The organism is Nocardioides nitrophenolicus, assembly GCF_016907515.1.
GTDB lineage: Bacteria > Actinomycetota > Actinomycetes > Propionibacteriales > Nocardioidaceae > Nocardioides > Nocardioides nitrophenolicus.
On record NZ_JAFBBY010000001.1, the window covers coordinates 1294491 to 1315546 of the forward strand.

At 72.0% G+C, this 21056-nt stretch carries 22 protein-coding genes; 10 read left to right on the top strand and 12 right to left on the bottom strand.

What is annotated here, in order from left to right; all coding sequences use genetic code 11:
* Positions 1-67: 67 nt before the first annotated feature.
* The gene (locus JOD66_RS06350) at positions 68-1444 is read right to left on the bottom strand and encodes a GntP family permease (protein WP_204836059.1); all 1377 of its coding nucleotides are present in this window, start codon (positions 1442-1444) and stop codon (positions 68-70) included.
* Between the two features lie 10 nt (positions 1445-1454).
* Positions 1455-1979, bottom strand: coding sequence for a gluconokinase (locus JOD66_RS06355; protein WP_239545105.1), 525 nt, complete (start codon positions 1977-1979; stop codon positions 1455-1457).
* A 102-nt stretch (positions 1980-2081) separates the two neighbouring features.
* Between JOD66_RS06355 and JOD66_RS06360 the strand changes: the two genes are divergently transcribed.
* The 4 genes from JOD66_RS06360 to JOD66_RS06375 are packed head-to-tail and all read left to right on the top strand — an operon-like array spanning position 2082 to position 4946.
* Positions 2082-2807 carry a FadR/GntR family transcriptional regulator gene (locus JOD66_RS06360; protein ID WP_307823341.1) on the top strand — a complete coding sequence of 242 codons (726 nt, stop codon included), beginning with the start codon at positions 2082-2084 and terminating at the stop codon, positions 2805-2807.
* On the top strand, positions 2791-3423 hold the full coding sequence (locus JOD66_RS06365) for a hypothetical protein (protein ID WP_204836060.1): 633 nt from the start codon (positions 2791-2793) through the stop codon (positions 3421-3423). The genes JOD66_RS06360 and JOD66_RS06365 overlap by 17 nt, the downstream gene beginning before the upstream one ends.
* A 22-nt stretch (positions 3424-3445) precedes the next feature.
* Complete coding sequence (locus JOD66_RS06370; RefSeq protein ID WP_204836061.1) at positions 3446-4534, top strand: ABC transporter permease; 1089 nt, start codon at positions 3446-3448, stop codon at positions 4532-4534.
* 4 nt (positions 4535-4538) lie between these two features.
* Positions 4539-4946 carry a DUF2237 family protein gene (locus JOD66_RS06375; RefSeq protein ID WP_307823343.1) on the top strand — a complete coding sequence of 136 codons (408 nt, stop codon included), beginning with the start codon at positions 4539-4541 and terminating at the stop codon, positions 4944-4946.
* Between the two features lie 19 nt (positions 4947-4965).
* On the opposite strand, the gene JOD66_RS28160 is transcribed toward JOD66_RS06375, so the two are convergent.
* Positions 4966-5349 carry a MarR family winged helix-turn-helix transcriptional regulator gene (locus tag JOD66_RS28160; RefSeq protein WP_204836063.1) on the bottom strand — a complete coding sequence of 128 codons (384 nt, stop codon included), beginning with the start codon at positions 5347-5349 and terminating at the stop codon, positions 4966-4968.
* A gap of 87 nt (positions 5350-5436) precedes the next feature.
* Between JOD66_RS28160 and JOD66_RS06385 the strand changes: the two genes are divergently transcribed.
* Positions 5437-6924 carry an MFS transporter gene (locus tag JOD66_RS06385; protein ID WP_204836064.1) on the top strand — a complete coding sequence of 496 codons (1488 nt, stop codon included), beginning with the start codon at positions 5437-5439 and terminating at the stop codon, positions 6922-6924.
* Positions 6925-6973: 49 nt separating this feature from the next.
* On the opposite strand, the gene JOD66_RS06390 is transcribed toward JOD66_RS06385, so the two are convergent.
* From JOD66_RS06390 to JOD66_RS06405, 4 genes are read right to left on the bottom strand one after another with little or no spacing between them, the layout of a single operon-like run.
* Positions 6974-7651, bottom strand: coding sequence for a hypothetical protein (locus JOD66_RS06390; protein ID WP_204836065.1), 678 nt, complete (start codon positions 7649-7651; stop codon positions 6974-6976).
* Positions 7648-8196, bottom strand: a complete 549-nt coding sequence (locus JOD66_RS06395; RefSeq protein ID WP_204836066.1) for a SigE family RNA polymerase sigma factor — start codon at positions 8194-8196, stop codon at positions 7648-7650. The genes JOD66_RS06390 and JOD66_RS06395 overlap by 4 nt, the downstream gene beginning before the upstream one ends.
* Positions 8197-8242: 46 nt before the next feature.
* Entirely contained in the window at positions 8243-8566 is a 324-nt protein-coding gene (gene ppnP, locus JOD66_RS06400; RefSeq protein ID WP_204836067.1) for a pyrimidine/purine nucleoside phosphorylase, read from the bottom strand.
* On the bottom strand, positions 8563-9192 hold the full coding sequence (locus JOD66_RS06405; protein WP_204836068.1) for a DNA-3-methyladenine glycosylase: 630 nt from the start codon (positions 9190-9192) through the stop codon (positions 8563-8565). Before JOD66_RS06405 ends, ppnP begins: the two co-directional genes overlap by 4 nt.
* A gap of 50 nt (positions 9193-9242) precedes the next feature.
* Here JOD66_RS06405 and JOD66_RS06410 point away from each other — a divergent pair, with 50 nt between their 5' ends.
* Both JOD66_RS06410 and JOD66_RS06415 read left to right on the top strand, forming a co-directional pair.
* On the top strand, positions 9243-9632 hold the full coding sequence (locus JOD66_RS06410) for a (deoxy)nucleoside triphosphate pyrophosphohydrolase (protein WP_204836069.1): 390 nt from the start codon (positions 9243-9245) through the stop codon (positions 9630-9632).
* A 46-nt stretch (positions 9633-9678) separates the two neighbouring features.
* On the top strand, positions 9679-10734 hold the full coding sequence (locus tag JOD66_RS06415; protein ID WP_204836070.1) for a gluzincin family metallopeptidase: 1056 nt from the start codon (positions 9679-9681) through the stop codon (positions 10732-10734).
* A 60-nt stretch (positions 10735-10794) separates the two neighbouring features.
* Here the strand turns inward: JOD66_RS06415 and JOD66_RS06420 are convergent, their stop codons facing one another.
* Positions 10795-13686 carry a vitamin B12-dependent ribonucleotide reductase gene (locus JOD66_RS06420; RefSeq protein WP_204836071.1) on the bottom strand — a complete coding sequence of 964 codons (2892 nt, stop codon included), beginning with the start codon at positions 13684-13686 and terminating at the stop codon, positions 10795-10797.
* 164 nt (positions 13687-13850) lie between these two features.
* On the bottom strand, positions 13851-14342 hold the full coding sequence (gene nrdR / locus JOD66_RS06425) for a transcriptional regulator NrdR (protein WP_204836072.1): 492 nt from the start codon (positions 14340-14342) through the stop codon (positions 13851-13853).
* A 362-nt stretch (positions 14343-14704) separates the two neighbouring features.
* On the opposite strand from nrdR, the gene JOD66_RS06430 reads away from it, so the two are divergent.
* Complete coding sequence (locus tag JOD66_RS06430) at positions 14705-15034, top strand: hypothetical protein (RefSeq protein WP_204836073.1); 330 nt, start codon at positions 14705-14707, stop codon at positions 15032-15034.
* A gap of 168 nt (positions 15035-15202) precedes the next feature.
* On the opposite strand, the gene JOD66_RS06435 is transcribed toward JOD66_RS06430, so the two are convergent.
* Positions 15203-15592 carry a LysM peptidoglycan-binding domain-containing protein gene (locus JOD66_RS06435; RefSeq protein ID WP_204836074.1) on the bottom strand — a complete coding sequence of 130 codons (390 nt, stop codon included), beginning with the start codon at positions 15590-15592 and terminating at the stop codon, positions 15203-15205.
* Between the two features lie 283 nt (positions 15593-15875).
* On the opposite strand from JOD66_RS06435, the gene lexA reads away from it, so the two are divergent.
* Positions 15876-16625 carry a transcriptional repressor LexA gene (gene lexA / locus JOD66_RS06440; protein WP_204836075.1) on the top strand — a complete coding sequence of 250 codons (750 nt, stop codon included), beginning with the start codon at positions 15876-15878 and terminating at the stop codon, positions 16623-16625.
* Positions 16626-16692: 67 nt separating this feature from the next.
* Positions 16693-18276, top strand: coding sequence for an MXAN_6640 family putative metalloprotease (locus tag JOD66_RS06445; protein ID WP_204836076.1), 1584 nt, complete (start codon positions 16693-16695; stop codon positions 18274-18276).
* 23 nt (positions 18277-18299) lie between these two features.
* Here JOD66_RS06445 and JOD66_RS06450 read toward each other — a convergent pair whose 3' ends face one another.
* Positions 18300-20297: an ATP-dependent DNA helicase gene (locus tag JOD66_RS06450; protein WP_307823345.1), complete on the bottom strand. Its 1998-nt coding sequence runs from the start codon at positions 20295-20297 to the stop codon at positions 18300-18302.
* 50 nt (positions 20298-20347) lie between these two features.
* On the bottom strand, positions 20348-21019 hold the full coding sequence (locus JOD66_RS06455) for an SGNH/GDSL hydrolase family protein (RefSeq protein WP_204836077.1): 672 nt from the start codon (positions 21017-21019) through the stop codon (positions 20348-20350).
* Positions 21020-21056: the final 37 nt, after the last annotated feature.

Genomic DNA, 21056 nt, shown 5'->3' on the forward strand with positions numbered 1-21056 from the left:
TGGTGCATGATCCCGCCATGGAGCAGACCCCAGCCCTCGATCCGCCCGTTCGGGCCCGCGACGGACCTCAGATGACCAGGTTGAGCGCCATCACGAACACCAGCCCCGACACCGACAGCAGCGTCTCCATGGCCGACCAGGTCTTGAGCGTCTGCCCGACGCTCATCCCGAAGTACTCCTTCACCAGCCAGAAGCCGGCGTCGTTGACGTGGGAGAAGAACACCGAGCCGGCGCCGACGGCGAGCACCATCAGCGACACCTCACCGCTGGACAGCTGGGCCGTCAGCGGCGCGAGCAGGCCGGACGCGGTGACCGTGGCGACGGTCGCCGAGCCGGTGGCGAGGCGGATCAGGACCGCGACGAACCACGCCAGCACCAACACCGAGATGTTCGAGTCGGCGACCCGCTCGGCGACGATCGTGCCGATGCCCGTGTCGACCAGCGACTGCTTGAAGCCACCGCCGGCGGAGACGATGAGCAGGATGCCGGCCACGCCGGGCAGGGACGACTCCAACGAGGCGGAGACGCCGTCGCGGCCCATCCGGCCGCCGAGGGTGAACATCGCGACCACCACCGCGATGGCGAGCGCGATGAGCGGGGTGCCGAGCACGTCGAGCGTGCGACGCAGCGGGTCGCCGGCGTCGTCGATGAAGATGTCGGCCAGGGCCTTGCCCATCATCAGCACCACCGGCAGCAGCACCGACGCGATGGTGATGCCGAACGACGGCCGGACGGTGGGGTCCTCGTCGCGCGTTCCCTCGAACCGGTCGGGAACCGCTACGTCGACGTACCGGCCGACGAGGCCGAAGACGGGTCCGGCGATGATCACGGTGGGGATCGCGACGGCGACGCCGAGGGCGAGGGTGGTGCCGAGGTCCGCGCCGAGGTAGTCGATGGCGGTGAGCGGGCCGGGGTGCGGCGGGACCAGGCCGTGCATGGCGGACAGGCCGGCGAGGGCGGGGATGCCGATGGTGACCAGGGACTGACCGGAGCGGCGGGCGACGAGGTAGATCACCGGCATCAGCAGCACCAGGCCGATCTCGAAGAACATCGGGAGGCCGATGATCGCGCCGACGACGGCCATCGCCCACGGCAGCGCGCGGGGTGAGGCGTGGCCGATGATGGTGTCGACGATCTGGTCGGCGCCGCCGCTGTCGGCGAGCAGCTTGCCGAACATGGCGCCGAGGGCGATCAGGATGCCGACGCCGGCGGCCGTCGTACCGAACCCGGTGGTGTAGCTCGCGATCGCGGTCTCGACGTCGACCCCGGCGACCACGCCCACGGTCAGCGCCCCGCCGGTGAGCGCGAGGAAGGGATGCACCTTCGCGGCGATGATGAGGACGACGATGACGCCGATGCCGAGGAGGGCGGCGAGGACCAGGCGGCCCTCCGAGGCGACGGGCTCGACGAGGTCGGTGCCGGCGGCGATCAGTGGAACGGACATGATGGACTCCTCAGGCCTCGGCGGACCGGGTGACGTACTCCTGGACGATGGCGTCGACCGACTGGTCGACGTCGATGACGAGGCCGGCCTCGTCGGGACCCAGCGGCTCGAGCGTGTCGAACTGCGAGTCCAGCAGGGAGGCCGGCATGAAGTGCCCGGGACGGCTGGCCTGGCGCCGGGCGATGACCTCGCGACCGCCGTGCAGGTGCACGAACGAGACCCGCGAGGCGTGGGCGCGCAGTCGGTCTCGGTAGGCCACCTTGAGCGCCGAGCAGCTGATCACGCCGCCGCGGTCGTCGTGGGCGTCGAGCCATCGGCCGATGGCCTCGAGCCACGGGATCCGGTCGGCGTCGTCGAGGGCGATGCCCGCGGTCATCTTGGCGATGTTGGCCGGGGGGTGGAAGTCGTCGGCGTCGGCGAACGGAACACCGAGGCGCTGCGCGATCGCGGCGCCCACGGTCGACTTCCCCGAGCCGGAGACCCCCATGACGACGAGGAGTGGGATCGGCCTAGCGTCGGTGCTTCTGCTGGTCATGAAATCCTCCGAGGATGTGCTGGCCGTCACAGTCTGCAACTATTAATCTGCTTTTAACAAGCCCTACTGGCCAATAAATCTGACTTTTGAAAGGTGGTGAGCGTGGCCGCGCTGCACGACGACGTCCTCGACGCGCTCGGTCGCCGCATCGTCAGCGGCGAGCTCGCCGTGGGCGCGGTGCTGACGCTCGACGACATCGATACCCAGTACGACGTCAGCCGATCGGTGTCGCGCGAGGCGGTCCGGGTGCTCGCCTCGATGGGCATGGTGGCCTCGCGCCGGCGGGTCGGCCTGACCGTGCAGCCGCGCACCAGCTGGCAGGTGTTCGACCCTCGGCTGATCCGCTGGCGGCTCGACTCGGCGGACCGGGCCGCGCAGCTGCGCTCCCTGGGCGAGCTGCGCAGCGGCTTCGAGCCCGTCGCCGCCGCCCTGGCCGCCGTCCGTGCGACGCCGGAGCAGTGTGGGGCGCTGACGACGGCCGTCGGCGAGATGGTGATGCACGGCCGCGCGGGCGACCTGGAGTCCTTCCTGGCCGCCGACATCGTCTTCCACCGGGTGCTGCTGGAGGCATCCGGCAACGAGATGCTGGCTGCGCTCGACGGCGTGGTCGCCGAGGTGCTGGCGGGGCGGACCCACCACCACCTGATGCCGACCAGGCCCAAGGACGAGGCGATCGACCTGCACGTCGAGGTGGCCCACGCGGTGCGCGCCGGTGACGCGGCCGCGGCCCGGGCGGCGATGGAGAGGATCATCGCCGAGGCCACCGACGCGGTCGCGGGGGATGCGGAGGACTCGACTACGATCGGGGGCGATGGAGAACACGCCTGACCTCGCGAAGCTGATCACCCACCTGCAGGGCGAGGAGTACGACGTCTCCGAGCCGCTGCCCGGCGTCCTCCACGTCAAGGGCCGGTTCTCCAACCCGGAGCGGATCGCGCTGCGCGCCGCCGCCGAGGCGGGCGAGGTCGCCCTCGCGATCTGGGCGACCAGCCACCACGACGACTGGGCACTGGTCGCCTGGGACCGGCCCGAGCTGGTGACCATCACCCAGAAGGGCGCGACGCCGCAGCGCTGGCGGCACCGCCGCCCGCCGGCCACCCTGCGGCCCGACGCGCAGACCTTCCTCGAGGGCGCCTCGTCGCCGTTCGACATCGTCACCCGGCCCAAGCACCAGCCGACCGATGCGGCCCGCGAGGTGCTCGCCCGGTTCGGCATCACCGACCCGCCGCCCCCGGGCTGGGTGCCGCCGGTCGTGGAGGCGCCGCCGGTGCCGGCCGTCCGCGAGAGCCGGGTGCCCGCGGCGACCGAGAAGGCGGCCCGCGCGCCGCGGGCGACCAAGCCGAAGCCACCGGCCAAGCCGGTCGTCCCCGAGCCGACCGTCGCCATCTGCCCGACGTGTTTCATGGCACTGCCCGCGACGGGCGTGTGCGACAACTGCGGCTGACCTCAGGGGCCATGCTCGGAGCATGAGCGACGCACCTGCTCCGGTCGGACTCCGCAAGCTGTCGAAGCTGGGCCTGGCGATCGCCGTCGTCGGCGCGCTGATCCAGCTCGTCCTCGGGATCTACTACCTCGCCATGGCGCACTCCCCCGCGCCCAACGACCTGCCCGTCGGCGTCGTCGGCACCACCGACCAGCGCGCCCAGCTCACCACGGCGCTCGAGGAGGGCGGCGACTTCAAGGTCGAGGAGTACGGCGACGTGAGCGCGCTGCAGCAGGCGATCCGCGAGCGCCGGGCGTACGGCGGCGTCGCGTTCGCCGGCCAGCAGCCGACCCTGTACGTCGCCACGGCCGCCTCGCCGTCGGTGGCCAACCTCTTCAAGGCGTCCTTCTCCTCGGCCTACCAGGAGCAGGTGCGGAGCCAGGTCGACCAGCTCGTCGCGGCCGGGCAACCGGTGCCGGCCGAGACCGTCGCCCTGTTGGCGGCCGCGCCGCCGGTGACCGACGTCGTGCCGCTGCCGAAGGAGGACAGCGCCGGCAGCTCGCTCGGCTTCGTGATCCAGGCCCTGTGCCTCGGCGGCTCCATCGCCTCGCTCGCCCTCGGCCGGCTGCGCGGGCTGACCCGGCGCTCGCCCGCCCGCGGCGTCGGCCATGCGGCGCTGCTCGTGGTCTACGCTCTCGCCTCGGCGGGCGTCGCCCTGATCGCGATGGCGCTGTTCGGCGTGGGCCGGGACGCCGACCACCTCACCCTCTTCGGCGGCCTGGCCCTCATCTCCCTGGCCGTGACCGCCTCGACCGCCGCCTTCGTGGCTCTGTTCGGTCCCGCGGGCTCGCTGGTCGGCGGCCTCTACTTCACCCTCGGCCTGATCATCTCCGGCTCCTCGATCGCACCCGAGATGCTGCCGCGCGCCGGCAACGCCGTCGGCCAGCTGCTCCCACCCGGTGCCGGCGCGACCGTCGCCCGCGACGCGATGTACTTCCCCGACGCGTCCACCGTTTCGGCCTTCGTGGTCCTCGCGGCCTATGCCGGCCTCGGCCTGCTCGTCATCGTGCTCACCAACACCGCCGCGAACCGGACCCGGTCGACACAGCTGCTCGCCCGGGGCGAGGATTGATCCCGTGACCGAGGCCGGCGGAGCACCCGAGCGCAATGTGCTGGGCGAGACGCTCCAGCCCTGCGGCACCGACCCGATGACCGGCTTCCTGCGCGACGGCACCTGCTCGTGCGGTCCCCAGGACGTCGGCGTGCACGCCGTCTGCGCGGTGATGACCGAGGAGTTCCTCGCCCACCAGCGAGCGGTCGGCAACGATCTGTCGACTCCCCGTCCCGAGTGGCACTTCCCCGGCCTGCACCCCGGCGACCGATGGTGCGTGGTCGCCGGGCGCTGGCTGCAGGCGTACGTCGACGGGGTGGCCGCGCCGGTCGTGCTCGCCTCGACGAACGAGCGCGCGCTGCGGCTGATCCCGCTCGAGGTGCTGCGCGAGCACGCGGTCGACGTCCCCGACGACCTGAGCGGCCTGGCCTAGGGAGACCCCGGGGCGTGTCCTAGCAGTCCCAGCTGCCCTCGAGCACCGCACGGTGCGTGGGCAGCGCCTCGTGGTGCAGCCTGCGGCCGGCGTCGGTGAGGCAGACGAAGACGCTGCGCCGGTCCTCCTCACACGCCGAGCGCTCGACCAGGCCGTCCTTCTCGAGGCGGGTGATCGCGCGGGACAGGGCGCTCTGGCTGAGGTGGATGTCGCCGGCCAGGTCCGCCATGCGGTACTTGCCGCAGTTGGCGTCGACGACCCGGTCGAGGGTCTCGAACTCGCTCAGCCCGATGCCGTGCCGGTCCTGCAGCGCCTTCTCGAGCGCGCAGCTCACCGCGGCGTGCCGGTCGAGCAGCTGGCGCCACTCGGCGACCAGCGGGCTCGCGACGGGGACCTTCGGCACGCCTGCATCCTAGCCATCCGATGAATTTCATGCAAACGCATTATTTGCGCTTGCATTGAATGCGCACGCATGGAATCGTTCCCTGTCATGTCCTCGACAGCCGCCTCCCTCCACTCCCCCGCGACCAACGCGATCCGCTGGTCGCGGCGCACCTGGGGCCTGCTCATCACCCTGTGCGTGGTCCTCTTCCTCGACGGCCTCGACGTCTCGATGATCGGCGTCGCCCTTCCGTCGATCGGCGCCGAGCTCGACCTGACCACCTCGTCGCTGCAGTGGCTGATCAGCGGCTACGTCCTCGGGTACGGCGGACTGCTGCTCGTCGGCGGCCGCACCGCCGACCTGCTCGGCCGGCGCCGCGTCTTCCTCATCGCCCTCGCCGTCTTCGCCGCCGCGTCCCTGCTCGGCGGGCTGGTCAGCTCCGGCCCGCTGCTCATCGCGACCCGGTTCATCAAGGGTCTCGCCGCCGCGTTCACCGCGCCGACCGGCCTGTCCATCATCACGACGAACTTCGCCGAGGGCCCGGCCCGCAACAAGGCGCTGTCGATCTACACCGTCTTCGGCGCCGGCGGCTACTCCTCGGGCCTGCTGTTCGGCGGCCTGATGACCGGCGTCGGCTGGCGCTGGACCTTCCTGCTGCCCGTGCCGATCGCGCTGCTCGCCCTGGCCGCCGCCTGGGTGCTGGTGCCCCGCGACGAGCCGGTCGACGAGGGTGGGCACGACCTGCTCGGCGCGCTCAGCTCCGGCGCCGCGATGCTGCTGCTCGTCTACACGGTGGTCTCCGCCCCCGAGGTCGGCTGGGCCTCGGCCCGGACCGTGGTCTCCTTCGTCGGGGTGGCCGTGCTGCTCGCCGCCTTCCTGACGATCGAGCGCCGGATCGCCCACCCGCTGGTGCGGCTGGGCATCCTGCGCAAGGCGACCCTGGTCCGGGCCAGCCTGGCGATCGTCGCGGTCGGCGGGTCGTACTTCAGCTGGCAGTTCATCGTCACGCTGTTCCTGCAGGACGGCCTCGGCTGGACGCCGCTCGAGCTCGCGCTCGCGCTGCTCCCGATCGGCCTGATGGTCGCCCTGTCGGCGGTCTTCTCCGACAAGCTCGTCGACCGCTTCGGCACCGGACCGATCATCGCGGTGACCCTGGCCGTGATGGCGGTGGGCTACCTGCTCTTCACGATCGGGCTCGACACCACGCCGTCGTACCTCGGCATGCTGCTGCCCACCTTGATCCTGATCGGCATCGGCTGGGTGGGCTTCCCCGCCATCAACATCCAGGCCACGAGCGGGATCGACGACGACGAGCAGGGCCTCGCCGCCGGCGTGCTGCAGACATCGATGCAGGTCGGCGCGGCCATCGTCCTCGCCGTCACGACCGCGATCATCGCGTCGAACGCCGGGTCCGCGACGTCGCCGGCCGCGGTGCTCGACGGGTTCCGGCCCGGGCTGGTGTTCGCCACCGCGGTCAGTGTCGCGGGCGCGCTCGTCGCGATCGGCGGCCTGGTGCTCGAGCGGCGCGCAGCCGGTCGGGGGCGGGACGACGAGGGGGCCGCCGAGGTCGAGACGGAGCTCGCCGGCGCGGCCTGACCAGCTCGGCCTCGGAGCACCGGACCCGCTCGCCGGGCCGGTGACCGGGTCAGCCGACGCCCGCCTGCGCCTGCGCGGTCACGGTGACGCCCTCGGCGAACTCGACGACCTGCCGGTCGCTGAGGCCGAGCGACTTCCACGCCTGGACCACCACCCGGTGCTCGCCGTCGTCGTAGGTCAGGGTCTGGGTGCCGCCCTCGGAGGTGCGCAGCCAGCCGTCGTGGGAGCCGACCCGCACCGGCGCCCCCTCGGGCTCGCCGGTCACCGACCGCGACTCGAGCATCACGACCAGCTTGTCCTCGAAGACGTCGAGGCCGCTGTGGTCGTCGGCACGGGCGACATTGAGGTTGTACGCCGTCGCCCCCTCGAGCACGAAGCCCGCCGGCACCTTCGCGACGACGAAGCCGGGCTGCTGCTCGCCGGTGTAGGCGACGAGCTGCACGCCGCCTGGGTTGGTCGCGTCGGTCGCGTCGGTCGGGTCGGTCGGGTCGCCCGGGCTCGGCGCCGCGACCGACGGCGCCGGCGTGCGGTCGGCGCTGACGGCGATCGCCGTACCCACGCCGGCGACGGCGGCCAGGGTGAGCCCGGCCGTACCGACCCGCAGCGCGCGGCGGCGCGAGGCACGGCGACCTCGGGCCAGGTCGCGGCGGACGGTCTCGTCGGTGGTGGCGGGCCCGTCACCGCCGAGGCGGTGCAGTCGGTCCGCGAGGTCGGGCAGGTCGGTCATGACGGTTCTCCTTCGTAGGGGGCGGCCGGGATCGACTCGGCCTGCGGGAGGAGCTCCCGCAGCTTGGCGAGACCGCGAGCCGTCTGGCTCTTGACCGTGCCCGGGCTGCAGCCGAGCGCGTCCGCGACGTCCTCCACGCTCAGGTCGGCGACGTGCCGCAGCACGACCGCCGCCCGCATCCGCTCCGGCAGCGCCTTCAGCGCGGCGAGCAGCTCGGCGTCGACCGCCTCCGTCGCCAGCACCGTGGGCGCGGTCGGCACGACCGCACGGTCCGGGACGGCGTCGGTCACCGTCTCCCGCGCCACCGAGGGACGCCGACGGTGGTCGATGAGGGCGTTGACCAGCGCCCGCCGGGCGTAGGCGTCGACCCCGCCGCGCCGGCTGGCCCGGCCCCAGGCGAGGTACAGCCGCACCAGCACGCCCTGGACCAGGTCCTCGGCGAGATGGTGGTCACCGGCGGTCAGCACCACGGCGGTGCCGAGCAGGTGGGAGCGCCGGCGGCGTACGAACTCCTCGAACGCGGCGTCGCGGGCCTTCGGTCTCATGCTCCCTACACGTGCGGCGGGCGGCCCCGGGTTGCATGCGCCCCGATCAGCCGTAGTGGCAGACGTACCCCAGCGTCTCGGTGACCTCGATGTCGAACGACGAGTCGCCCGGCACGCTGAACGACTCGCCCGCGCCGTACTCCTGCCACTCCTCCGCGCCGGCGAGCCGGATCCGGCACCGGCCGGCGTTGAGCTCCATCACCTCGGGCGCGGCGGTGCCGAAGGTCAGGCTGGCCGGGAAGATCACGCCGGCCGACTTCCGGGTGCCGTCGGCGAGGTGGAAGGTGTGGCTGACGCAGGCGCCGTCGAAGTAGACGTTGGCCCGCGGGTCGAGGGTGACGTTCTCGTACGTCGGGTGCTCAGTGGTCACGGCCGGAGCGTAGTGGGGTCGGCCGCCTTCGGCGCCCGGGGGCTTCGCTTGTACGCCGACACAGTCGGGTCGCCGTCGAGCCAGAACCGCCACGGCACGTCCGCCGCCTTGGACACCCCGACCCGCGGACCGCTGTTGATCCCGCGCGCCGCCCGGGTCTCGGGACCCAGGCGGACGCCGGTGAAGTCGCCACCGTCGTGCGCGGCGAGCAGGTCGGTGCCGAGGTCGTCGAGGGTGATGCCGAGCGCCTGGGCGAGATTCCCCGGACCGCGCGCCAGGTTGTCGTCGCGCTCCGGCGGGGTCTCCCCTCGCCGGAAGCGGGCCAGCTCGACGCCCTCGACGACCCGCCCCGCGCGCAGCAGCACCGCCGCCCCGATCTCGGTGGGGCCGGTGACGACGTTCGCGCACAGGTGGATGCCGTAGGAGCGGTAGACGTAGAGCCGGTAGGCCGGGCCGTACATGATCTCCGAGCGGGGCGTCCGGGTGAACGCGTGCGACGCCGGGTCCTCGCGGCCACCGTAGGCCTCCACCTCCGTGATCCGCACGCTCACGCCGTGGCCGACGATGGTCCGGCCGAGCAGCGCCCGGGCCCGGCGGACGACGTCGGCTCGGTCGGCTGCACTCACCCGACGACGATAGCCAACGACGCGGCTCGCCGATCTGCGAGCATCGTGCTGTGGAGATCGAGGTCGTCGGCGCCGTTATCGTCCAGGACGGCCTGGTCCTGTGCGCCCGGCGCGGGCCCGGCGGCGATGCCGGCGGGAGCTGGGAGTTCCCCGGCGGCAAGGTCGAGCCCGGCGAGACTCCGGCCGCCGCCCTGGCTCGGGAGATCCGCGAGGAGCTCGGCTGCGTCGTCGAGGTCGGCGGCCCGGTGACCACGACGCGACACGTCGGGTCCTCCGTCGTGGTGGTGCTGTCGACGTACTGGTGCCGGGTGCTGTCCGGCAGCCCCGCGCCGGTCGAGCACGCCGCCATCCGGTGGCTGCGCCCCGATCGGCTCGACGAGCTCGACTGGGCGCCCGCCGACCTGCCCGCGGTCGAGCTGGTCGGCCGAAGCCTGGCCTGATCACACCCCTTCCCGCACCCCTTCATCCGGCGTTAGTGTCCGAAAGGTGAAACTTCGCCCGGCCGCCGCCGTCCTCACCGTCATCCTTCCTCTCGCCGCCCTGGCTGCCCCGGCCGGCGCGAAACCCGCTCCCGGCATCACCACCGGCAGCGGGCTGGTCTTCGAGGTCAACCCCGTGCAGTCCAGTGGCGACGAGTCGCTCGTCGACGCCAAGGACTCGGCCAGTGCCGTGCCCGCTAGCGAGTACGCGCGGGTGCCGCTGCGGAACCTGGACGGCTCCGGCTACCTGCGTGGCCGCTGGGTCAGCGTCGAGTCGGCGACCGGCAAACCGGCGTACGCCGCCGACGGCGTCTTCGACTACAACCGCCAGGACGACCAGTTCGAGCAGGTCATGGCCTACTTCTGGGTGAACCAGGCGCAGGAGTACCTCCAGTCGCTCGGCTTCGGCTCCACGCTGCGCCCGGTCGTCAAGCAGCCGTTCAGCGTCAAGATCGACCAGTACGGCGGCGACAACAGCTACCAGACCGACAAGCCGTACCGGATCCGCCTGGGCAAGGGCGGAGTGGACGACGCCGAGGACGCGGAGGTGATCGTGCACGAGTACGGGCACGCGGTGCACGCCTCCCAGGTGCCGGGCTACGGCACCTCGCTCGACGCCGGGTCGATCGGCGAGGCCTGGGGTGACTACCTCGCCGTGTCGGTGGGGCTGGACGCGGCCGCGCAGTACGACTGGCCGGTGCGGGCGCCCGAGGCGTGCGTCATGGACTGGGACTCCACGGCCTACACCGCCGGTCCGGTGCACTGCCTGCGCCGCCTCGACACCGACCTGACCGTCGCCGACCGCAAGGGCGAGGTGCACTACGACGGCCAGATCTGGAGCGGCGCCCTCTGGGACGCCCGCGCGGGCTACGCGTCGCTCGGCCTGACCTCACGCGCCTTCGACACCACGGTCATCGACGCCCAGTTCGACTTCGCCGCGGACACCTCGTTCGACGCGGCCGCTACGGCGGTCTACGACGAGGCGCTCACCCGCGACGGCGCCGCGGCCGCGGGTGTCATCGAGGACGCCTTCGCCGCCCGCGGCATCAGCGTCGCGCACTGAGAACGACGAACGGCCCGGCTCCCGCGAGAGGGAGCCGGGCCGTCGTACGGAGCCGGGTGGTCAGCTGCAGCCGGAGGTGCTGCCGCAGCCCTCGCACACGTAGCAGGAGCCGGCGGGGCGCATCTTGGTGCCGCAGGTCATGCACAGCGGCGAGTCGACGGCGTGACCGGTGATCTGCTCGAGCAACTCGGCAGTGGTCTTGGCGACCTTGACCTCGGGGGCACCGGCGAGCGGGTCCTCCTCGACGGTCTCGACGACCTCGGCCTCCACCGGGGCGGACTTGGCGGCGGGCGCGGTCTCGACCAGCTCGGAGGCGTTGCCGGTCTCCTCGACGGGCTCGTACGAGCCGGTCTCGAGGTGGCGCTGGCGCTCGTCGGCGGAGTAGATGCCGAGGGCGGAGCGCTCCTCGAAGGAGAGGTAGTCGAGGGCCAGGCGACGGAAGACGTAGTCCATGATCGACTGCGCCATCCGCACGTCCGGGTCGTCGGTGAGTCCGGCGGGCTCGAAGCGCAGGTTGGTGAACTTCGAGACGTAGGTCTCGAGCGGGACGCCGTACTGGAGACCGATCGAGACCGCGATCGAGAACGCGTCCATCACGCCGGCCAGGGTCGAGCCCTGCTTGCCGAGCTTGAGGAAGATCTCGCCAAGGGTGTTGTCGTCGTGGGCACCCGAGGTCATGTAGCCCTCGGCTCCGGCGACGGTGAAGGACGTGGTCCGGGCCTGGCGCGACTTCGGCAGGCGCTTGCGGGTCGGCGCGTAGACGACCTTCTCGACGACCTTCTCGACGACCTTGGCGTCCGCGTCGGCCGCGTCGGCGGCGTCCTTCTTGGCCTTGCCGCCACCGTCGGCCAGCGGCTGGCCGACCTTGCAGTTGTCGCGGTAGATCGCGGTGGCCTTGAGGCCGAGCTTCCAGGACTCGAGGTAGATCTGCTCGATGTCCTCGATCGAGGCGGACTCGGGCAGGTTGACCGTCTTGGAGATGGCGCCGGACAGGAACGGCTGGCAGGCCGCCATCATCAGCACGTGGCCCATCGGCTTGAGCGAGCGCTCGCCCATGGCGGTGTCGAAGATCTCGTAGTGCTCCGGCTTGAGGCCGGGGGCGTCGACGACGTGACCGTGCTCGCCGATGTAGGCGACGATCGCCTCGATCTTCTCCTCGTCGTAGCCGAGCTTCTTCAGCGCCCGCGGGATGGTCTGGTTGACGATCTGCAGCGAGCCGCCGCCGACGAGCTTCTTGAACTTCACCAGGGAGAAGTCGGGCTCGATGCCGGTGGTGTCGCAGTCCATCATGAAGCCGATGGTGCCGGTCGGCGCGAGGACCGAGGCCTGGGCGTTGCGGTAGCCGTTGGTCTTGCCGAGCTCGACGACCTTGGCCCACTCCTCGGTGGCCAGCTTGTGGACCTCGGCGTCGGCGATGTGCAGGGTGCGCACGTCGTCGTTGGCCGCCTGGTGCTTGCGCATCACCCGCTGGTGGGCCTCGGCGTTGCGGGCGTAGCCGTTGTAGGGGCCCACGATCGCGGCGAGCTCGGCCGAGCGGCGGTACGACGTGCCGGTCATCAGCGAGGTGACGGTGGCGGCCATCGCCCGGCCACCCTCGGAGTCGTAGCCGAGGCCCATCGCCATGAGCAGCGCGCCGAGGTTGGCGTAGCCGATGCCGAGCTGGCGGTAGTTGCGGGTGGTCTCGCCGATCGGCTCGGTCGGGAAGTCGGCGAAGCAGATCGAGATGTCCATCGCGGTGATGATCAGCTCGACGGCCTTGGCGAACAGCGGCGCGTCGAAGGTGTCGTCGTCGCGCAGGAACTTGAGCAGGTTGAGCGAGGCCAGGTTGCACGAGGAGTTGTCGAGCGACATGTACTCCGAGCACGGGTTGGACGCGGTGATCCGGCCGGTCTCGGGGTTGGTGTGCCAGTCGTTGATCGTGTCGTCGTACTGCAGGCCCGGGTCGGCGCAGGCCCACGCGGCCTCGCTGATCTTGCGGAACAGGGCGCGGGCGTCGACGGTCTCGATGACCTCGCCGGTCATCCGGGAGCGCAGGCCGAACTCGCCGCCGTTCTCGACGGCGCGCATGAACTCGTCGTTGACCCGCACCGAGTTGTTGGCGTTCTGGTACTGGACCGACGTGATGTCCTTGCCGCCGAGGTCCATGTCGTAGCCGGCGTCGCGCAGCGCGCGGATCTTGTCCTCCTCGCGCCACTTGGTCTCGACGAACTCCTCGATGTCGGGGTGGTCGACGTCGAGGACGACCATCTTGGCCGCACGGCGCGTGGCGCCACCCGACTTGATCGTGCCGGCCGAGGCGTCGGCTCCGCGCATGAAGGAGACCGGGCCGGAGGCGGTGCCGCCGCTGCTGAGGAGCTCCTTGGAGGAGCGGATCCGGGAGAGGTTCAGACCGGCGCCGGAGCCGCCCTTGAAGATGAAGCCCTCCTCCTTGTACCAGTTGAGGATCGAGTCCATCGAGTCGTCAACCGAGAGGATGAAGCACGCCGAGACCTGCTGGGGAGCGGTGGTGCCGACGTTGAACCAGACCGGGGAGTTGAAGGAGAAGTACTGGTGGGCGAGCAGCCAGGTCAGCTCGTGCTCGAAGACCTCCGCGTCCGCCGCGCTCGCGAAGTAGCCGTGCTCCTTGCCCGCCTTGACGTAGGTCGACACCACCCGGTCGATGAGCTGCTTGAGGCCACGCTCCCGCTCGGGCGTGCCGACGGCGCCACGGAAGTACTTGGTGGTGACGATGGTGGAGGCGTTGAGCGACCAGAAGTCGGGGAACTCGACCCCGAGCTGCTCGAAGACGGTCTCGCCGGTCTTCCAGTTGGTCTGGACGACGTCGCGCCGCTCCCAGGTGATCTCGTCGTACGGGTGCACCCCCTCGGTGCTGAAGACCCGCTGGATCTTCAGTCCGTTCGTGGGGTAGCTGGCCGTCTCGCTGGGCGTCTGGCTGCGGGCCGTCTCGGTCATGGCTCTCCTGGTCTCCTCTGTCGGCGTGTCTGTCGGCGGTCTGTCGCGGGCGGTGCGTGTGGGCGGAGCGTCGGCGATGCGGCGGGAGCCGCGCGGGCTCCCGCGGAACGGGGAAGGTGGTGGCCCGGCAGGCAGCTTCCCCACTACCTGCCGGGCGTCTGTGGTCAGCCCGTCGCGGCGGGCTGGGCTCCCTCGGACTGGAGCTGGCGCTCGGCCCGCATCAGGGAGATCTCGTTCTCGAAGTCGGCGGCCGAGTCGAAGCCGCGGTAGACGGAGGCGAAGCGGAGGTAGGCGACCTCGTCGAGACGGCGCAGCGGCGAGAGGATCGCCAGGCCCACCTCGTGGGCCGCGATCTCGGGGCTGCCGGCCAGCCGGAGCTGGTCCTCGACCTCCTGGCCCAGCCGGGCCAGGTCGTCCTCGTCCACCGGGCGACCCTTGCAGGCCTTGCGGACACCGGCGACGGCCTTCTCGCGGGTGAACGGCTCGGTCGCGCCGGAGCGCTTGAGCACGGTCAGCTGCATGGCCTCGACGGTCGTGAACCGCTTCTCACAGCTCGGCGACTGGCAGACCCGGCGACGCCGGATCGAGCAGCCGTCGTCGGAGACGCGGGAGTCGAGGACCTTGGTGTCGTGGTGCTTGCAGTACGGACAGTGCATGGGTCCCCTCCTTCCCGAGCCTACGACCTGTGGACAAGCCCCAGCCTGTGGAAAAGTCGGGGCGATCTGTGCGTTTCCACTCTTGTCCTGTGGGTGACGAAGGGTCGCCTTGTGGACTAGATGTGGAGAACTACATCGTTGTAACTACTAGATGTAGTGGTAACCGTACGCCTCGGCCACCAGTGATGCAAGCGCGGGCCGCGGCGAGTTCGAGAGCGGGTCGCGTCCGACGGCATTTGCGCAGGTCACCCCGCATGACAGCCCCGGCGACGGCTCCGGAACCGGCGTTTCGCGGCCGGCCAAGCGGGGTCGAGGGCGCGTTGGCTGAGCATTCCACCCACCCATCGGCAACAATGACCGCCGTGACGGGTGGCAAGCGGGCTGGCGATCGAGCGAAGGCGACGTTCCGTCCCGCCCTGCTGCTCATCGCCGCGGGCGCCACCGCCTCCGTGGTCGCGTGGGGATATCTCGTCATCGCCGCGATCGACTTCGGCGCGACCGGACGCCACGACGGCAAGACCAGCGCGTGGGTGCTGATGGGCGTCGCGTCGCTGGGCGCCATGCTCTGCCTGTTCCTCACCTTCATGCTGGCGATCCGCCTCTCCCGCGCGCTCGGCATGTCCCACCACCACGAGCCGCGGCCCAAGCGGGACCCGGCCACCCCCAAGGGCGGCAAGCGCGCCGCTCGCTGACCGCGCGACGTACGCCGCGGCCACGCGACCCGAGGACGCGCGAGGGGCGGGATCCGGTTCGGTCGGATCCCGCCCCTCGTCTTCCCCAAGGCCAATGCTGGCCGGTCTCCGCTGGGGTCGAGTCAGCGGAGAGCTCGTGGACGGGCGGCGCGGCCGCCCGGGAACCGCTCAGTGCGTCGGGACGCGCAGCTCCTGGCCGACGTAGACCACGCTGCCGTCGAGGGTGTTGAGCTGCTGGATCGTCTGCATCATGTCGCGCACGTCGTCGCCCGAGGTGGCGGCCGCGTCGCTGGCGATGTCCCACAGCGTGTCGCCCGGACCGACCGTCACCAGCTGGACCTGCGGCGCGCCGCCGCCGTCGCGGGTGGCGGCGGAGCCGGCGGCGAGCCAGACCGCGGCCAGGGTGACGGCGACCAGGGCCAGCAGGAACACGACCGCACGGCCGCGCCGGGTCAGCCGGACCTGGCCCCGCGGAGCGGGGCGAGCGGCGACGGGGCGGGCGGCGGTCGCCGAGCGGCGGACCTGGGTGACACGGGGTGCGACGGTGAGGGTGCTCATGGTGATGACCTCCGGGGGAAGGGACGGGGCTGTCTGCAACCAGGGAGGTTGTATCCAGGGGGTCCGACGGAAGGTGTTCGATCAGGCGTTCGATCGAACATGTGTACGAGATTAGATCAGGTGTTCGAAGATTTCCAGCACCGTTCGAAAGTTCGTTCGACCGGCGTGTCGCGACACGCGGTTCGAACAGGTGTTTGAAACCGGCGGGTGGGTTCGGTTAGCGTCGTCACACGGGCCCGGTCGATCCGGGCCACACCACCCGATCCGATCTGGAGGGCGATCCATGGCTGAGCGCAAGGGCACTGAGCGCAAGGACGGCGGGCCGGCCAGCAGCGTCACCGAGCTGCCCGACGGCCCCGCCGACGCGACCGGGCTGACCCCGCGCCAGCAGCGGGTCCTGGCCCACATCAAGGACAGCATCGAGAAGCGGGGCTACCCGCCCAGCATGCGCGAGATCGGCCAGGCGGTCGGGCTCACCAGCACCTCCAGCGTCGCCCACCAGCTGCGCACCCTCGAGGAGAAGGGCTACCTCAAGCGCGACCCCAACCGGCCCCGCGCGCTCGAGGTGTTCCTGCCCGAGGTGATGGCGGCGCGCCGAGCGATGGGCGCCGCCGAGGAGACGACGTACGACGAGACCGGGATCGGCGACGCCGCGCCGGCGCCCGCCAACGTCCCCGTCGTCGGCCGGATCGCGGCCGGTGGCCCGATCCTCGCCGAGGAGCGGGTCGAGGACGTCTTCCCGCTTCCGCGCCAGCTCGTCGGCGACGGCCAGCTGTTCCTGCTCGAGGTCAGCGGCGAGTCGATGATCGAGGCCGCGATCTGCGACGGCGACTACGTCGTCATCCGCCAGCAGCCCACGGCCGAGAACGGCGAGATCGTCGCCGCGATGATCGACGGCGAGGCGACGGTCAAGACCTTCCAGCGCAAGGCAGGTCAGGTCTGGCTGCTCCCCCACAACCCGGCGTTCGAGCCGATCGACGGCACGAACGCGACCATCCTCGGCAAGGTGACGGCGGTGCTCCGGCGGGTGTGAGGTTTGCCCGACCGGCCGGTGACATAGGGTCAGCCATGTCCTGTCGCCCTACCCTAGGCCGGTCCTGATGCCTCGTCGCAGCCACTTCCCCTTCATCGGGCTGCCCCTCCCCCTCCTGCTCAGCGCTCTGCTCGCGGCCCTGCTCGCCGTGCCCTTCCTGGGCGCCGCGGCGCAGGCCGACGACACCGTCCCCGCGCCCCCTGCCGGCGTCGCCGTGCCCGTCGACGTCGACGACACCGCCCAGGAGACCGCCGAGCAGGCGCTCGCGACGGTGCAGGACATCGTGGAGACGGCGCCGACGGGCACCCCCGAGACCGGTGCCGACCTGACCATGGCGCTGCGCGACCTCGCGCTGACCCGCGACGACCTGCCGGCCGGTCTGCAGGACGACGCCGCCCGGCTGCTCGCCCGCCCCGGCACCGGCTACCGGCCGCCGCCGGGCTCGGGTGGCATCGAGTGCACCAACGGCTCCGGGCTCCCCTGCTACACCGCGCCCGAGGCGACCCCCGAGTGCGGCGGCAACATCTGCGTCCACTACGTCGCGAGCTCGTCCGACGCCTCCTCCCAGGCCTGGGCGCAGCAGGTCCGGTCCGTCATGACGAACGTCGCGAGCCGCTACGTCGCCGCGGGCTACCGCACTCCCGTCGGCGACGGGGCCGTGGGCCAGGCCGCCGGCGGCACCGGCAACGGCGCCAACGTCTTCGACGTCTACCTCGCCGACCTCGGCAAGCGCGGCCTCTACGGCTACTGCACGACCGACCAGCGGGTCGCCGGCCACGTGACGGCGGCGGCGTACTGCGTCCTCGACAACGACTACGCCGAGTTCGGCCCGGTCCCCGGCCCGATCGGCAATCTCCAGGTGACCGCGGCCCACGAGTACTTCCACGCGGTGCAGTTCGCCTACGACGTCAACGAGGACACCTGGCTGCTCGAGGCCACGGCCACCTGGGCCGAGGACGAGGTCTACCCGGACATCAACGACAACCGCCAGTACCTCAAGGGCGGACCGCTCGGCCAGCCCGCGCAGCCGATGGACCACCGCCAGGGCCTCGCGCCGTACGGCGCCTGGATCTTCTTCAAGTACCTCAGCGAGCACTTCCCCGCCGCCAACGGCCCCGGCGGCATGCCGGTCGTGGTGCGCGACATCTGGGACCTGGCCGCCGGCCCCGCCAACGCGCGGCAGGCGATCAACGCCGCGCTGGCGGCGCGCGGCACCGACCTGCGCACCCAGTTCGGCTGGTTCGCGGCGGCCAACCGGCGCCCGGCGCAGAACTACGCCGAGGGTGCCGCCTACCCGCGCGCGAAGCTGTGGCGGGGCGCCAAGCTGTCGACGTCGCGCCGGTCGGTCTCCGACTCCGTCGAGCTGCGCCACCTCGCCTCGCGCACCATCCGGTTCAAGTCCAAGGTGCGCGGCAAGGCCCACCTGCGGGTGCACGTGAACGGCCCCTCCCGCAAGAAGGGCGGCTACGTCCTGGTCACCATCAAGAAGAAGGGCCAGGTGCCGCTCACCAAGCTGGTCAAGATCAACCGCAAGGGCGACAAGACCAAGCGCTACCAGTTCGGCAAGAAGGTGCAGTGGGTCGAGATCACCTTCGCCAACAGCGGCAAGAAGGACGCGACCGCGAAGGTCAGCGCGACGGTCGTCCGCTGACCCACTGACCGTCCGCTGGTGCGTCAGGCCCGACCGCTGAGGCGGCCCAGGGCCTGGCGCACCACCGCGGGGTCACTGGTCGGCCACATCGGCGGCAGGCTGGCCTTGAGGAACGAGCCGTAGCGCGCGGTCGCCAGCCGCGGGTCGAGGACGGCGACCACGCCGCGGTCGCTGGTGGTGCGGATCAGCCGCCCGGCGCCCTGCGCGAGGAGCAGGGCGGCATGGGTGGCGGCGACCTGCATGAAGCCGTTGCCGCCGGCCTGGTCGGCGGCCTTCTGGCGCGCGCTCATCAGCGGGTCGTCGGGCCGCGGGAACGGGATCCGGTCGATGATCACCAGCTGGCAGGTGTCGCCGGGGACGTCGAGGCCCTGCCACAGGCCGAGGGTGCCGAACAGGCAGGTGTGGGGGTCCTCGACGAACTGGCGGGCCAGCTCGGGCAGCTGTGCCTCGCCCTGGGCGAGGGTGGTGAGGTGGGGCAGCGCCTTGCGGACGTGCTCGGCGGCCGCCTCGGCCGCGCGACGGCTGGAGAACAGCCCGAGGGTGCGGCCGTCGGCCTGGTCGACCAGCTGGGTGATCTCGTCGAGCTGGGCCGGCCCCAGGCCGTCACGGCCGGGCGGGGGCAGGTGGCGGGCGACGTACAGGATGCCCTGCTTGGCGTAGTCGAAGGGGCTGCCGACGTCGAGCCCGCGCCACGGCTGGGCGTCGTCGGGCCAGTCCGAGCGGGGCGCCTCGGGGGCCACCCGCTCCGACGGCTTGAGCCCGACCGAGCCGGCGACGGTCGCGAAGTCACCGCCGAGCATCAAGGTGGCGGAGGTCAGCACGACGGTGTTGTCGGACAGCAGCTTGTCGCGCATCTGGGCCCACACCTGCAGCGGGGCGACGCACAGCATCGGCGGGATCCGGTCGGTGCCCTCGGTGCGCCACAGCACGTCGGCCTCGGAGTTCGCGGCCATCCGCTCGGCGGTCGTCAGCACCTCCTGGACCATGCCCTTGGCCTGGGTCATCGCCGCGTCGGGCTCGCTGCCGGACTCGGTCCGGGGGAAGGCGCCCACGCAGGCGCGCGCGGCGTCGCGGACGAGCACCAGGGCGTCGGCGAGCGCCTCGGGCAGCTCCTCGAAGCGGCCGGCCGGGGCGTCGGTGATCGCGGCCCGCAGCGCGTCGGCGGCATCGGCGAGGTCCTCGGCCTCCTCCCCCTCGACGTGGCGGATGCTGCGCCGGGCGGCCCGCTCGACCTCGGCGGCCCACAGCTCGTCGGTGGCGGCCTGGGTCACCCGCGCGGCGAGCTCGTGGGCCTCGTCGATCACCACGGCGTCGTACTCGGGGATCATCGGGATCCCCTCGATCGCGTCGATGGCGAGCAGGGAGTGGTTGGTGACGATGAGGTGGGACTTCTGCGCCTTCTCCTTGGCGCGCTCGGCGAAGCACTCCTCGCCGAAGGGGCACTTGCTCGCGCCGACGCACTCGCGCGCGGTCACGCTGACCTGACGCCACTCCTTGTCGGTGTGGCGGGGGGCGTCGTCGCGCTCGCCGGTCGTGCGCTCCTCGGCGGCCCGCTCGGCCCACTCCCGCAGCGCCAGCACCTTGCGGCCCATCGCGCCCATGGCGTCCTCGGCCTGGATCAGCTCGCCTTGGTCGTCGGGAGCACCCTCGCGGATGCGGTGGAGGCAGGCGTAGTTGGAGCGCCCCTTGAGCACGGCGTACGACGCGTCGACGCCCGGGACCGTGCCGACGGCCTTGACCAGCCGGGGCAGGTCGCGCTCGACGAGCTGGTGCTGCAGGGCGAGGGTGGCGGTGGCGATCACGACGCGCTGGTCGTGGAGCAGCGCGGGGACGAGGTAGCCGAGGGACTTGCCGGTGCCGGTGCCGGCCTGGACGAGGAGGTGCTCCTTGTCGGCGAAGGCGTCGGCGACCGCCTCGGCCATCGCGACCTGGCCGTCGCGCTGCTCGCCGCCGAGCGCCGCCACCGCCGTCGCGAGCAGGTCGCGGACCGGGGAGGTGCGGTCGGCAGCGGTGGTGGTCACCGGGAAACCCTAGAGGGTGGCGCCGACGTTCTCGCGCGCCCCTCCACAGCTCAGCGCAGGAGCTCGCGCACCCGCTGCGCGACGCGGTCGCCGAACACCCGGTGCCCGGCCGCGTCGGGGTGCAGCCGGTCCGGCTGGTAGGTCAGCTCGACGTCCAGCATCGAGAGGTACGGCGTCGCCCGGGCCGCCGCGAGCTCGGCCAGACGGGCGTCGACCGCCGCCACGGCGTCGTACGGAAGCAGGGGTGCGGGCGGCGGGCCGACGACCAGCACCGAGTGGTCGCCGAGGGCACGCAGCAGCCGGTGATAGCCGGTCTCCAGGTCGGCGAGAGGCTGGTCGGCGTCGTTGAGGCCACCCTCGACGACCACCAGGTCCACGCCGGCGAGCCGCTCGCGGGCCGCCCGGGTGGCGTACGACACGTCTCCGCACGGACTCGCGCCCACGCTGAAGCCGCTGCCGGAGAAGCCGTCGACGCGGACCCGGCCGGGCAGCCGCACCGGCCACGACTGGTCGGGGCGCACCCCGGCGCCGACCGAGTAGGAGTCGCCGATCACCAGCACCCGCGCACCCGCTCCGGTCACCAGCACTCCCCTCTCCTCGGCCCGCTCCCGCTTCGTCGCGCACGGGTCCGGGCGCGCGCCGGCGCGCGCCAGCAGCGTGGTGCTCGCCACGGTGGCGAGCACGAGCGCGAGCAGTCCGAGCAGGATCCGGTGCCGAGTCACGCCGGGATCATCCGTCGTACCCGGCAATCAGGTTGCC

Bases quoted from the DNA above. Each gene is read 5' to 3' on its own strand.
- JOD66_RS06350 (WP_204836059.1), bottom strand. From the start codon at position 1,444: ATGTCCGTTCCACTGATCGCCGCCGGCACCGACCTCGTCGAGCCCGTC.
- JOD66_RS06355 (WP_239545105.1), bottom strand. From the start codon at position 1,979: ATGACCAGCAGAAGCACCGACGCTAGGCCGATCCCACTCCTCGTCGTC.
- JOD66_RS06365 (WP_204836060.1), top strand. From the start codon at position 2,791: ATGGAGAACACGCCTGACCTCGCGAAGCTGATCACCCACCTGCAGGGC.
- JOD66_RS06370 (WP_204836061.1), top strand. From the start codon at position 3,446: ATGAGCGACGCACCTGCTCCGGTCGGACTCCGCAAGCTGTCGAAGCTG.
- JOD66_RS06385 (WP_204836064.1), top strand. From the start codon at position 5,437: ATGTCCTCGACAGCCGCCTCCCTCCACTCCCCCGCGACCAACGCGATC.
- JOD66_RS06390 (WP_204836065.1), bottom strand. From the start codon at position 7,651: ATGACCGACCTGCCCGACCTCGCGGACCGACTGCACCGCCTCGGCGGT.
- JOD66_RS06395 (WP_204836066.1), bottom strand. From the start codon at position 8,196: ATGAGACCGAAGGCCCGCGACGCCGCGTTCGAGGAGTTCGTACGCCGC.
- JOD66_RS06420 (WP_204836071.1), bottom strand. From the start codon at position 13,686: ATGACCGAGACGGCCCGCAGCCAGACGCCCAGCGAGACGGCCAGCTAC.
- nrdR (WP_204836072.1), bottom strand. From the start codon at position 14,342: ATGCACTGTCCGTACTGCAAGCACCACGACACCAAGGTCCTCGACTCC.
- JOD66_RS06435 (WP_204836074.1), bottom strand. From the start codon at position 15,592: ATGAGCACCCTCACCGTCGCACCCCGTGTCACCCAGGTCCGCCGCTCG.
- lexA (WP_204836075.1), top strand. From the start codon at position 15,876: ATGGCTGAGCGCAAGGGCACTGAGCGCAAGGACGGCGGGCCGGCCAGC.
- JOD66_RS06445 (WP_204836076.1), top strand. From the start codon at position 16,693: ATGCCTCGTCGCAGCCACTTCCCCTTCATCGGGCTGCCCCTCCCCCTC.